The sequence below is a fragment of the Achromobacter sp. 18P8.1.1 genome (genome assembly GCF_057799415.1).
On sequence record NZ_JBYOKH010000007.1, the window covers coordinates 62434 to 74513 of the forward strand.

The following is a 12080-nucleotide window of genomic DNA, read 5'->3' on the forward strand; positions in this document are numbered from 1 at the left end:
GAACGCTCCCCGGGCTGGCCTAGGCCCTACGCCGCGTAGTGGCTGGGGTGGCCGTTGCGGGTGACGCCGGGCCGCAACCGCAGGGCCAGCGCCACGGCCGCCGCGCTGGCTGCGACCAGCGTGACGCCGGTCCAGCCCCAGTGCGCCAGCGCCAGGCTGCCCAGCGCGCCGCCGGCGGCCATGCCGATGAACACGCCTGTCATCAGGATGGCGTTGAGCCGGCTGCGGGCAGCGGGGTCGATGCCGTAGACGATGCTCTGGTGCGCGATCAGCGAGGTCTGGATGCCCAGGTCGAAGCCGACGGCGCTGCCCGCGATCAACCACAGTGCGGCATGCGGCGACAGCAGCGGCAAAAACAGCATGGCGGCAAACGACACCATCGTCAGCCCCGCGCCCAGGCTGGCGACGGCCATCGGACCACGGGTGTCAGCGACGCGTCCCGCCAGCGGCGCGGCCAGGGCGCCGGCTGCACCGGCCAGGCCAAACGCGCCAGCCGCGCCCGCACCCAGATGGAAGGGCGCGCCGTGCAGCATCACCGCCAGGGTCGACCAGAATGCACTGAAGCCCAGGGACAGCAGGCCTTGCGCCATGGCGGCGCGCCGCAGCCCGGGATGCTGGCGCCACAAGGTCGCCAGCGATCCCAGCAGGGCGCGGTACGCCAGTTGCGTCGAGGGCACGAAACGCGGCAGTCCCCGCGAGAGCGCGACGCCCAGCGCCACGATGGTCACGGCAGCCGCCACGAACATCGCGCGCCAGCCGAACTGTTCGGCCACGAAACCGCTGACCACGCGCGACAGCAGGATGCCCAGCAGCAGGCCGGTCATGACCGTGCCGACGATCTTGCCACGGGCTTCAGCAGGCGCCAGATGGGCGGCCGCCGGCACGATGTCTTGCGCCAGCGTGGCCGACAGGCCCACCACGAAGCTGGCCGCCAGCAGCACGCCGATGGACGGCGACACGGCGGCCGACAGCAGGGCCAGGCTCAGCACGGCGGCCTTGATCAGGATGATGCGCTTTCTGTCGTGGCGGTCGCCCAGCGGCGCCAGCATCAGGATGCCGAAGGCATAGCCCAGCTGCGTCAGGGTGGGGATCCAGCCCAGCGTTTCGGCGCTGGCGTGGATGTCGGCGCCCAGCACGCCCAGCATGGGCTGGCTGTAATACAGGGACGCAACCGACAGGCCTGCGCCGACGGCAAGCAGCAGGATCAGGCCGCGCGACAGGGTGGTGGAGGAAGTTCGAGATGACATGATGGCTATCCGGTGGATCAGGTACGGGGCAGATTCTGGGCGCCGCACCGCGGTTTTGGTAGCCGATCCCGAGGTACATCCGTTATACGATAGGCGTATGAGCACCCCCGCCCTGAACGCCGCGGCCGGCACGGACCGCCTCCTTTTGATCGAAACGTTCGTACGCATCGTCGAGGCCGGCAGCTTGTCGGCCGCCGCCGCGCAGATGGGCGGCACGCAGCCCACCGTCAGCCGCCGCCTGCAATTGCTGGAACGCACGATGGGCGTGCGGCTGCTGCAGCGGTCCACCCACGCGATCCGGCTCACGGAAGACGGCCAGCGCTGCTATGAACGCGCGAAGGAACTGATCGCTACGTGGCAATCGTTCGAAAGCGAGGTGCGCGGCGCGGGCGACGAGCCCATCGGCACCTTGCGCGTGGTGGCGCCGCATGCGTTCGGGCAGGACCAGTTCGTCGAGCCGTTGGCGAAGTACCTGCAGCAGTATCCGAACATGCGGGTGGAATGGCTGCTGCATGACCGCATGCCCGACCTGATCGCCGAGAACGTCGATTGCGCGATCCGCGTGGGGCCGGTGACGGATCCCTCGGTGATCGCCGTGAAACTGGGCCACGTCCCGCGCATCGTGATTGCGTCACCTGACTTGCTGCAAGGCGCGCCGGTGCCGCAGCAGCCCGCCGAACTGGCGCGCCTGCCCTGGCTGGCGCTGCGGACCTTCTACCGAACTGAAGTGAGCCTGACGCATTGCGGTTCAGGCGAGTCCGAACGATTCGGCATCCAGCCCCGCCTGTCCACCGACGGTTTGCATGCGCTGCGCAAGGCCGCGGTGCTGGGGCTGGGCGTGGCGCTGGGGTCGGCCTGGGCGATGCAGGACGACCTGGCCGCGGGCCGGCTGGTGCATCTGGCGCCGCAGTGGCAGGCGGATCCGCTGCCGGTGTCCCTGGTCTATGCGCCGTCGCGTTTCCAGCCGGCGCGGCTGCGCCGATTCATCGAAATCATGCGCGAACACCTGCCGGCGGGATTGGCCGGCGGTTGACGCAACCCGGGAGCCCATCGCATGCGTAATCTGGATTTCAGTTCCTGGCAGGGCCTGCTGTCGACATTGCTGGGCTTGGCGCTGATCACGCTGATCGGCGTGGGCATCCGCTTGCTGGTGATGCAGACCATCCAGCAACGCCGCGCGCGCGAGAACCGACAGATCAACGAAAGGCTGCGCACCTTGATCGCGGCCTACAAGACGCTGGGCGGGTCTTTCACCGGCAACCTGGCGGTAGACCCCCGGCATCTGCGCGATGTGAAACGGCAGGCGGCGGGAGAGCCACAGACGGGGGGCGACGCCGAGCCCGACCGGCCCAGCGGCGAACGCGCGCGCCGCATGCGCGACGCAGCCGAAGCGGCGCTGTCCGACATCATCCTGCTGGGCACGGAAGAGCAGGTGCGGCTGGCGGCCAAGGCGGCAGCCGACCTGGTAGCGGGGCGCCCCGTGCACACGGCCGAGCTGGTGGTGTCGCTGCGCGATTTCATCCGCCAGGTCCTGGACCTGGATCCGGTATCCGCAACGCTTGAGATCCCCAAGCAGGGCCCCGCGCGGCCATCTTCGACCGCGCGCGGCAAAGGCGACGGCGGCGGCGGCGCGAAATCAGGCGGGGGCGGCGAAGGGGGTGGTCAGGGGGGTGGGGGCGGCATGATGATGGGCGTGAACCTGGATCAACACCCGGACCGCCAGCCCTGATTCCGGACGTGAGCCGCGTCCGCAGAGCCGGTCGTAGGATGGGTGGAGCGCGAGAGACTCAACGCAAAGACAAGACGCCAAGCGCGCGCAACCCATCAAGCAGCGGCGATACCATGATTGAAGCCCTTTAGAACGGCAGCGCTGCCTGATGGGTTGCGCGCGTTGCACGTCAGCGTTCCTGCGCCTGGACTGTCGCGCTTCACCCATCCTACGATGCTTCGGTACTGTCCGAATCGTGCACCGCTTCATAGACCAGCGTGGCCAGCGTCAGGTCTTCCAGCGCGCTGCCTACCGCCTTGAACACGGTGATCTCCTGCGCATTGCGGCGGCCCGGGCGTTGGCCCGTCGTCAGCTGGTGCAAATCACCCTGGATGGCTTCGCGCGTCAGCACGCCGGCCTCGAAGGCGGCCAGCAGGTCGCCGGACTTGGTGGGCGCTTCGTCGGTGTCCACATAGACCGTCGTGCCGTCGAAACAGGCGGCATCCGTCTCGCGCATTTCCGGCTTGAAGCTGCCGATCAGGTCCAGGTGGGTGCCGGGGCGTAGCCAGGCGCCGTGGATCAGGGGCACGGTGGACAAGGTGGCGCAGCTGATGATGTCCGCCTGGCGTGTGGCCGCTTCCAGGTCGGTCGTGGCTTGGGCGTCAAAGCCTTGTTCGCGCAAGCTTGCCGCCAGCGATTCGGCGCCCGCCGCCCGCACGTTCCACACCAGCACGCGCTGGATCGGGCGTACGGTGCGCATGGCCTGCGCGACCAGGCCGGCGATGCGGCCCGAGCCCACGATCAAGAGCGTGCTGGCGTCCTGGCGGGCCAGGTAGTCCGCACCCAGCGCCGCGGCGCCGGCGGTGCGGTAGACGGTGACGATGTCGCCGTCCACCTGGGCGATCGGCACGCCGGTCTTGGCGCTGTACAGGTTGTAGGTGGCGTGCAGACCGGGCAGGCCCAGGTGGGTGTTCTCGGGAAAGATGTTGATGATCTTCACGCCGAAATAGCCGCGGTCGCTCCAGGCCGGCATGATCAGCGAGGTGCCGTGGGCGTTGCCGGACTGGATGGCGTGGACGTGCCGCCCGGGCACCGTGGCGCCCTCGCGGAAGGCGTCGCGCAGGGCGGGGATGACGGCGTCGAAGGACAGGGCGTCCCGGGTCTGTTCCGTGTCGATGAAGCGCATGGGATCACTGCCTGAAAGGGGTCAATCAATCGTAGGGCCGCAGGCAGTCTAGCAGCGCACTCGCGGGGCCGTCCCGGGCGGCCGCTCCCCGGCTATCAATCTTTGCGCAGGCGTCATAACACCCCGTTATCGGATGCGCTTTCCGGTGGCGCCGGAAATTCCGGAAATCCATTAGAAATCAACCGCTTGCGGGGCTTCGGTCGCGCTTCGTCCAAATGGCTTCATAGTGGATTTCCCTGGGTCCACGCGGCACGGGCGCACTGGCATTCTTCGACCACCGTAAGCCCCCGGGCGCACCAAGAGAGGTTGTTTTATGCCGAGATCCGTTCCCCCTGCCCACGCACAGCCCGCACCGGGCAGCTGCGCCGGCAGGCCGAATCCCGCGACCGGAGCCCGCGTCGCATGATCCGGCAACTGCTCAACCGCCTCACCATTTCCTTGCCGGTCCTGTTGGGCGTGATCGTGGTGTGCTTTGTGCTGCTGCAAGTGGCCCCCGCCGATCCCGCTGCCGTCATCGCCGGTCCGACCGCCACCGCCGACGAGCTGGCACAGGTGCGCCAGGAGCTGGGCCTGGACAAGCCGCTGCTGGTGCAGCTGACCGGCTACATGTGGCGCCTGGCGCATCTGGACCTGGGCCGCTCGATGATCTCGAACGTGCCCGTGATCGACGAGATCGGCGGCACCATCGGGGCCACGGTCGAATTGATGCTGGCCAGCGTGATCTGGTCGATTCCGCTGGCGATCCTGCTGGGCACGCTGGCCGCCTACCGCCGCGGCAAGTTGATCGACCGCTTCGTCATGACCCTGTCCGTCGTCGGCGTGTCGCTACCCGTGTTCTGGGTGGGCCTGCTGCTGGTTCAGCACGTGGGCGGCGCCGGCATCCTGCCCTACATCGGCCGCAACGGCCCCTTGTGGACGCTGGCCGGGCTGGAGTCCATCGCCCTGCCCGCGCTGACGCTGGGGTCGGTGCTGATCGGGCCGGTGGCGCGCATCACGCGCACCGCGGTCATCGAAACGCTTAGCGGCGACTACGTGCGCACTGCACGCGCCAAGGGGGCGGGCGAACCCCGCGTGGTGCTGCGCCATGCGCTGCGCAACGCCCTGCTGCCGATCGTGACGCTGGTGGGCCTGCAAGTGGGCAACCTGCTGGGCGGCGCAGTGGTGACCGAACAGATCTATTCGTGGCCCGGCGTGGGCCGCATGGCGGTGGGCGCCATCTTCGCCGGCGACTTCCCGCTGGCCCAGGGCGCGATCCTGGTGACGGCGCTGGGCTTCATCTTCATCAACCTGATCGTGGATCTGCTCTACGGCTACCTGGATCCGCGGGGACAAAAATCATGAGCGCAGGCTCGACCTCCTCCATGGGCGCATTGCCGCCCCAGGCCATGGCCACGCCGCTGGCGCGCATCGCCGATCGGCTGCGCCGCGATCCCATCCTGCTGCTGTCGCTGCTGGCGGTGATCGCCATCGTGCTGACCGCGCTGTTCGCGCCCTGGCTGGCGCCGCACGACCCGTACGCCACCAACATGGCCATCGCACGCAAGCTGCCGGGCTGGATGTCGTCCGACGGCATCACCTATCTGCTGGGCACCGACGTGCAAGGCCGCGACATCCTGTCGCGCATCATCTACGGCATCCGCGCGACCCTGATGCTGAGCGTGCTGGCGGTGATCGGCGGCTCGGGCATCGGCGCCGTCCTGGGCATCCTGGCGGCGTATTACCGGCCGCTGGAAGGCGTGATCATGCGCGTCGTGGACGTGCTGCTGTCGTTTCCGGCCATCCTGTTCGGCCTGAGCCTGTCGGCGCTGCTGGGGCCCGGCACCTTGTCGATGGTGCTGGCGCTGGGCGTGTCGGCCATCCCGGGCATGGCGCGCATCGCGCGCGGTTCCGCCATGGTGGTGATGAAGCAGGAATACATGGAAGCCGGCCATGCCATGGGCTTCGGCAACTTCTACCTGATCACGCGCTACCTGCTGCCGAACTGCTCGTCCATGCTGATGATCTACGCGACCCTGCAGCTGGGCCACACGATCCTGCTGGGTTCGGTGCTGTCGTTCCTGGGCCTGGGCCCGCAGCCGCCGTTCGCCGAGCTGGGCAGCATGGCCGCCGACGGCCGCAAGTTCCTGCAGATCTTCCCGCACATTTCCACCATACCCACGATGACGATCTTCTTCATCGTGCTGGCCTTCAATCTGCTGGGCGACAGCCTGCGCGATGCGCTGGATCCCAAGCTGCGTTTCTGAATCGCGCCTGACCACCACAACACACCACAACGGGGAAACCACCACCATGACGCTCATCAAAGGCCTGGCCCTCGCGCCCCTGGCGCTGACCTGCCTGCTGGCCGCGCCCACGCACGCCGTCGCCCAATCCGACAAGACGGTGCTGATCCTGCGCGAGCTGGATACCGACAAGTACGATCCGCACCGCACCACCGCGCGCGGCGCGGCGGAAGTGCTGTTCATGGCCGCCGACACCATGGTGGGCCTGGACTACGACATGAAAACGCCGGTGCCGGCGCTGGCCAAGAGCTGGACGGTGTCGCCCGACGGCCTGACCTACACCTTCGCGCTGCGCGACAACGTCTCGTTCTGCAGCGGCAAGAAGATGACGGCCAAGGATGTGGTGGCCAGCTACGAGCGTTGGCTGAATCCGGAAACCAAGGGCCTGGAGCGCTGGCGCGCGGGGCCGGTGGACAGCATCACTGCGCCCGACGACGTCACCGTGGTCTACAAGCTGAAAAAGCCCTACAACGAGCTGCTGCAGCAGATGGCGCACTACATGCACTCGGTCATCAACATCGACCAGGTCAAGGAGCTGGGCCCGGACTACGGCGTGAAGGCCTTTGACGGCACGGGCCCGTACTGCTTCCAGAGCTGGTCGCCGCGCAATGAAGTGGTCTTGACCCGCCACGCCGGCTACAACTGGGGCCCGTCCATCTACAAGGACCCCACGCCCAAGGTCGACAAGATCGTCTGGAAGATCGTGCCCGAGGAAAGCACGCGCCTGACCGCGCTGCAAAGCGGCCAGGCGGACCTGTCGCGCTACCTGCCGCAATGGGCCATCAAGGACCTGAAGGGCGACAAGCGCCTGTTCGTCAGCCGCGCCGATCCTTTCTACTGGACGTTCTTCCTGGGCTTCAAGATCGACAAGCCCATGCTGACCGACGTGAACGTGCGTCGCGCCATCAACCTGGCCATCAACCGCAAGGCGTTGACCGAAGCCATCACCTTCGGCGAAGCGCAGCCCGCCACCAGCATGCTGGCCACAGCCACGCCCGCCGGCAGCAATGACGCCTTCCGCTACGACCCAGCCGCCGCCAACAAGCTGCTGGACGAAGCCGGCTGGAAGAAGCAATCCGACGGCTACCGCTACAAGGACGGCCAGAAGCTGTCGCTGCTGCACTACGGCATCACCGGCTACTGGAAAGACATCATGGAAGCCGTGCAGGGCGACATGAAGAAGGTCGGCGTCGACCTGCGCGTGCAGCTGTTCGATTCGACGTCCGCCTGGGGCAAGCTGGCCACGCAGGAATTCGATGAGTTCAGCATGAGCTTCGGCTACATGAGCACGGGCGAAGCGCTCAACAGCTACTTCCTGTCCAACAGCGTGCCCACGCCCAACCGCATGAACTGGAAGGACGCCGAAACCGACCAATGGCTGGCCGAAGGCAGCGAGGCGCTGGACGCCGCGGCGGGCGACGCCATCCTGTCCAAGGCCCTGACCAAGATTTCGGACGGCGCCGCGTGGATTCCGCTGTACCACGACTCGCTCTACCTGGTGGGCGGTCCGCGCATGAAGCCGTTCCGCGCGCACGGCATCTTCGGCGCGGCGGCCTACAAGGGCCTGGACATCGCCTTCAAGTAAGCCACGACAAGGTGGTGCGGCCCCTGCCGCGCCACCGTTACACCCCTTTCACGCCGTACAGAGAGCCTTCCGTGAGCGACACCAATCAAGCCCGCATCACCCATTTCAAGAACCTGTCCACGCTGGTGGCATGGGACGCCGAACTGGGTTCGCACGTCTACATCGAAAACGCCGACCTGGTGATGCGCGGCAACACCGTCATCCACGCAGGCACCGGTTATGCGGGGCCCGCCGACAGCGTCGTGCCGGGCAACGGCCTGATGGCGATGCCGGGGCTGGTCAACGTGCACACCCATCCGTCGTCAGAACCCGGCAATCGCGGCTTGCTGGAAGAGCTGGGCAGCGACAAGCTGGGCCAGAGCTCGCTGTACGAATACATGCCCGTCTTTCGCATGGGCATCGAAACCGCGCAGTACGCCAACCAGGTCGCCGTATCCGAGATGCTGTTGTCCGGCGTGACGACCTTCGTGGACATGTCCTTGCCGCGGCCGGGCTGGGCCGATGTGGTGGCCGGCACCGGCATCCGCGGCGTGCTGGGCCCCATGTTCCGTTCTGCCGCCTGGCGCACGACCGACGGCCATTCGGTGGAATACACCTGGGACGAAGCCGGCGCCGTCAAATCGTTCGAAGCCGCGCTGGACGTGGTGGACAGCGCCATCCACCATCCCAGCGGCCGCCTGAGCGCCATGCTGTGCCCGTCGCAGGTGGACACGTGCTCGCCCGAACTGCTGAAGGAAGCGCAGGCGGTTGCGCGCCGGCTGGGCATCCCGATGCAGATCCATGCCGCGCAAAGCGTGGTGGAATTCTCCGAGATGACGCGCCGCCACGGCCGCACGCCCATCGAATGGCTGGATGACCAAGGGCTGCTGGACCAGGACCTGATCATCGGCCACGGCATCTTCCTGAACGACCACCGCGCGCTGTATTGGCCGCATGCCGACGACTTCGGCCTGTTGCAGCGGTCGGGCTCGCACGTGGCGCACTGTCCCACGGTGTTCGTGCGTCGCGGCATCGCGCTGAGCTTCCTGGGCCGCTATTTGCGCGCCGGCATCAATGTGGGCATTGGCACAGACACCTTCCCGCACAACATGCTCGATGAGATGCGCCTGGCCTGCTACGTGGCCCGGTTGCAGGCCGGCCACTTCCGCGCCGCCTCCACCGAGGAAGTGTTCAACGCCGCCACGGTGAACGGCGCCAAGATGCTGGGCCGCGAAGACATCGGCCGCATCGCGGTCGGCGGCAAGGCCGACTTCTCGCTGGTCGACCTGTCGCATCCCTACATGCGCCCCGGCCGCGAGCCGCTGCGCAGCCTGATCTATTCGGCCGGCGATCGCGCCATCCGCGACGTATACGTGGACGGTGAACAGGTCGTCAGGAATGGACAACTGCTGACCATCGATATCGAACGCTGCATGCAGGAAGTCGAACGCGCCCAGGCGCAGACGATCGCGACGGTGTCGCAGCGCGACTACGCGGGCCGCAGCATCGACGCGATGTCGCCGCGCGTGTTCCCCAGCCGCGCGTAACGGAGAGCCTTGATGAACGAGACACTACTGGCGGTTGAAGGCCTGAGCGTGGAGTTCGGCGCCCGCGCCAAACCGTACCGCGCGGTGAAGTCGCTGGACTTCACCATTGGCCGCGGTGAAACGGTGGCGCTGGTGGGCGAATCGGGCTCGGGCAAATCGGTGACGGCGCTGTCCATCCTGCGCCTGATCGAACGTGCCGGCGGCCGCATCGCCACGGGTGCCGCCCGCTTCGTGCCGCGCGACGGCCGGGAAGTGGATCTCTTCAAGCTGCCCGAGTCAGATCTGCGCCGCATCCGCGGCAACGAGATCTCGATGATCTTCCAGGAGCCCATGACGTCGCTGAACCCGGTGATGACAGTGGGCGAGCAATTGGCCGAAGTCTATCTGCTGCACCAGGACATCTCGCGCGAGGAGGCCTGGACGAAGGCCGAGGCCATGCTGGTGGCCGTGAAGATGTCGGAACCCCACCGCCGCATGACGCAATACCCTGGCGATTTGTCCGGCGGCATGCGCCAGCGCGTGATGATCGCCATGGCCCTGGCGTGCCGCCCGCAACTGCTGATCGCCGATGAGCCCACGACCGCGCTGGACGTCACCGTCCAGGCCGAGATCATCGATCTGATCCGGGACCTGCAGCGCGAAGTCGGCATGGCCGTGCTGTTCATCACGCACGACATGGGCGTGGTGGCCGAGATTGCCGACCGCGTGGTGGTGATGCGCCATGGCGACAAGGTCGAAGAGAACGCCACCGTGGCGCTCTTTGACGCCCCGCAGCAACCCTACACGCGCGACCTGCTGGCGGCAGTGCCCAAACTGGGCGATGGTTCGCCCGACGAGGCCGTGGTGCAGGATCGGCCCAATGTGCTGGAAGTGACGGGCCTGGCCAAGCGTTTCCCCGTGAAGGCGGGCGCGTTCGGCAAGGTGGTGGCCAATGTGCATGCGGTCGAAGGCGTGTCCTTCACCCTGCGCGCCGGCGAAACGCTGGCGCTGGTGGGGGAATCCGGCTCGGGCAAGTCGACGACGGGCCGTCTCCTGATGAAACTCGTGCAGCCCACGGAGGGCGCGATCCGGCTGGTGGGCCAGGACGTCACGCACATGTCGCCCGACAAGATGCGCGACATGCGGCGGCACATCCAGATGATCTTCCAGGATCCGTACGCGTCACTGAACCCGCGCCTGCACGCGTGGGACCTGGTCAGCGAACCGCTCAAGGTTCACGGCGGGTTCACGCGCGAACAGCGCCGTGAACGCGCCGCGCAACTGCTCGAGCGCGTCAACCTGCCGCGCGAATTCCTGGACCGCTATGCGCACCAGTTCTCGGGCGGGCAGCGCCAGCGCCTGTGCATCGCGCGCGCGCTGTCGGTGAACCCCAAGATCATCGTGGCGGACGAGCCCGTGTCCGCGCTGGACGTGTCGGTGCAGGCGCGCGTGATCGAACTGATGAAGGAACTGCAGGCCGAGATGGGCTTGTCGTACCTCTTCATTTCGCACGACATGGCGGTGGTGGAGAAGGTCAGCCATCGCGTGGCCGTGATGGTGATGGGGCAGATCGTCGAGATCGGGCCCACGCAGGAAGTGCTGCATCGGCCGCGCCATCCGTACACGCAGCGCCTGTTGTCTGCGGTGCCGATCCCCGACCCGGCACGCCGTCATCAGCGCACCGTGCGCGCCGCGCGCGACATCCCCAGCCCCATCCGCAAGGTGGGCGACAACCCGCAGGTGCCGCAATTGGTGCAGGTTGGCGCGGGGCATTTCGTGCAACAGGCGGCATGATGGGTCACGCGCGTTGGGCGGCGGGGTTTTTGCCCGACGCCCTGCGCGCTGCACCCCTCCTACGGAAGATCCGTCCGTCTTCTACCGACTGAACAGCCGCCCCGCCGCCATCGCCACGGCGGCCTGCGTCGGTTCCACTACCGGCAGCCCGCAAGCGTCTTCCAGCCGGTCGCGCAGGTCGGCCATGCCGGCGCATCCCATGATCAGCACCTCGGCGCCGTGGGCGTCGCGCAAGGTCTTGCCGACGGTCGCCATGCGCGCAAACGCCAGGTCGGCGTCGGCCAGGTCGCTGACTTTCATATCCAGCGCCAGTTCCGCGCAAATGCGGTCGGCCACGCCCATCTGGCGGAAGTAGCGCAGGTGGCGCGGGACGGATGCGCCCGCGATGGCGATCACGCCAATGCGGGTCGCCATGCTCATGGCCGTCAGCACCGAGCACTCACCGATGCCCAGCACGGGCGCCGCCACCAGGTCGCGCAGGCCATGCAGCCCGGGGTCGCTGAAGCACGCCACGATGAAGGCGTCGGTCTCGGCCGCTTCCTGCAGGAACAGCTGCGCCATCGGCGCGATGCTGGCGTCGGCTTCGGCCTGGGTCTGGATGCCGGCCGGCCCGCCGGTGGAGGTGAGGCAGCGGAACGTCAGCGGCAGGCGCTCGAACGGCGCGACCGCGCGGGCGATGGCGTCCGTGACCTTGGTCAGCGAGTTCGGGTTTACGAGGGTGATGCGGGCGTTGGGCACGATTGAGTAGAATCCCTGCAAAAGAGGCGGACACG

The 12080-nt window shown here is 67.5% G+C and carries 10 protein-coding genes; 7 read left to right on the plus strand and 3 right to left on the minus strand.

All coding sequences use genetic code 11. The features are described from left to right. Positions 1-26: 26 nt before the first annotated feature. A complete protein-coding gene (locus tag AC27VE_RS07285; RefSeq protein ID WP_488703439.1) occupies positions 27-1247 on the minus strand; it encodes an MFS transporter in 1221 nt (406 codons plus the stop codon). 97 nt (positions 1248-1344) lie between these two features. On the opposite strand from AC27VE_RS07285, the gene AC27VE_RS07290 reads away from it, so the two are divergent. Continuing rightward, the gene (locus AC27VE_RS07290) at positions 1345-2280 is read left to right on the plus strand and encodes a LysR family transcriptional regulator (RefSeq protein WP_424625657.1); all 936 of its coding nucleotides are present in this window, start codon (positions 1345-1347) and stop codon (positions 2278-2280) included. 21 nt (positions 2281-2301) lie between these two features. Beyond that, a complete protein-coding gene (locus AC27VE_RS07295) occupies positions 2302-2976 on the plus strand; it encodes a hypothetical protein (protein WP_488703440.1) in 675 nt (224 codons plus the stop codon). Between the two features lie 208 nt (positions 2977-3184). Here the strand turns inward: AC27VE_RS07295 and lhpI are convergent, their stop codons facing one another. Continuing rightward, complete coding sequence (lhpI, locus tag AC27VE_RS07300) at positions 3185-4141, minus strand: bifunctional Delta(1)-pyrroline-2-carboxylate/Delta(1)-piperideine-2-carboxylate reductase (protein WP_488703441.1); 957 nt, start codon at positions 4139-4141, stop codon at positions 3185-3187. A 402-nt stretch (positions 4142-4543) separates the two neighbouring features. Between lhpI and AC27VE_RS07305 the strand changes: the two genes are divergently transcribed. The 5 genes from AC27VE_RS07305 (at position 4544) to AC27VE_RS07325 (ending at position 11307) form a co-directional block, all read left to right on the plus strand. After that, the gene (locus tag AC27VE_RS07305) at positions 4544-5482 is read left to right on the plus strand and encodes an ABC transporter permease (protein ID WP_006226754.1); all 939 of its coding nucleotides are present in this window, start codon (positions 4544-4546) and stop codon (positions 5480-5482) included. After that, complete coding sequence (locus tag AC27VE_RS07310; RefSeq protein WP_488703442.1) at positions 5479-6384, plus strand: ABC transporter permease; 906 nt, start codon at positions 5479-5481, stop codon at positions 6382-6384. Before AC27VE_RS07305 ends, AC27VE_RS07310 begins: the two co-directional genes overlap by 4 nt. Positions 6385-6430: 46 nt before the next feature. Further along, positions 6431-8008, plus strand: coding sequence for an ABC transporter substrate-binding protein (locus AC27VE_RS07315; protein WP_280027313.1), 1578 nt, complete (start codon positions 6431-6433; stop codon positions 8006-8008). A 71-nt stretch (positions 8009-8079) separates the two neighbouring features. Next, entirely contained in the window at positions 8080-9534 is a 1455-nt protein-coding gene (locus tag AC27VE_RS07320; RefSeq protein ID WP_488703443.1) for an amidohydrolase family protein, read from the plus strand. Between the two features lie 12 nt (positions 9535-9546). After that, positions 9547-11307 (plus strand): ABC transporter ATP-binding protein, encoded by a 1761-nt coding sequence (locus AC27VE_RS07325; protein WP_088589679.1) that lies wholly within the window; start codon positions 9547-9549, stop codon positions 11305-11307. An 81-nt stretch (positions 11308-11388) separates the two neighbouring features. On the opposite strand, the gene AC27VE_RS07330 is transcribed toward AC27VE_RS07325, so the two are convergent. Beyond that, the gene (locus tag AC27VE_RS07330; RefSeq protein ID WP_488703444.1) at positions 11389-12045 is read right to left on the minus strand and encodes an aspartate/glutamate racemase family protein; all 657 of its coding nucleotides are present in this window, start codon (positions 12043-12045) and stop codon (positions 11389-11391) included. Positions 12046-12080: the final 35 nt, after the last annotated feature.

Excerpts from the sequence above, each read along its gene's own strand:
- AC27VE_RS07290 (WP_424625657.1), top strand. The coding sequence starts at position 1,345 with ATGAGCACCCCCGCCCTGAACGCCGCGGCCGGCACGGACCGCCTCCTT.
- AC27VE_RS07325 (WP_088589679.1), top strand. The coding sequence starts at position 9,547 with ATGAACGAGACACTACTGGCGGTTGAAGGCCTGAGCGTGGAGTTCGGC.
- lhpI (WP_488703441.1), bottom strand. The coding sequence starts at position 4,141 with ATGCGCTTCATCGACACGGAACAGACCCGGGACGCCCTGTCCTTCGAC.
- AC27VE_RS07310 (WP_488703442.1), top strand. The coding sequence starts at position 5,479 with ATGAGCGCAGGCTCGACCTCCTCCATGGGCGCATTGCCGCCCCAGGCC.
- AC27VE_RS07305 (WP_006226754.1), top strand. The coding sequence starts at position 4,544 with ATGATCCGGCAACTGCTCAACCGCCTCACCATTTCCTTGCCGGTCCTG.
- AC27VE_RS07285 (WP_488703439.1), bottom strand. The coding sequence starts at position 1,247 with ATGTCATCTCGAACTTCCTCCACCACCCTGTCGCGCGGCCTGATCCTG.
- AC27VE_RS07295 (WP_488703440.1), top strand. The coding sequence starts at position 2,302 with ATGCGTAATCTGGATTTCAGTTCCTGGCAGGGCCTGCTGTCGACATTG.
- AC27VE_RS07315 (WP_280027313.1), top strand. The coding sequence starts at position 6,431 with ATGACGCTCATCAAAGGCCTGGCCCTCGCGCCCCTGGCGCTGACCTGC.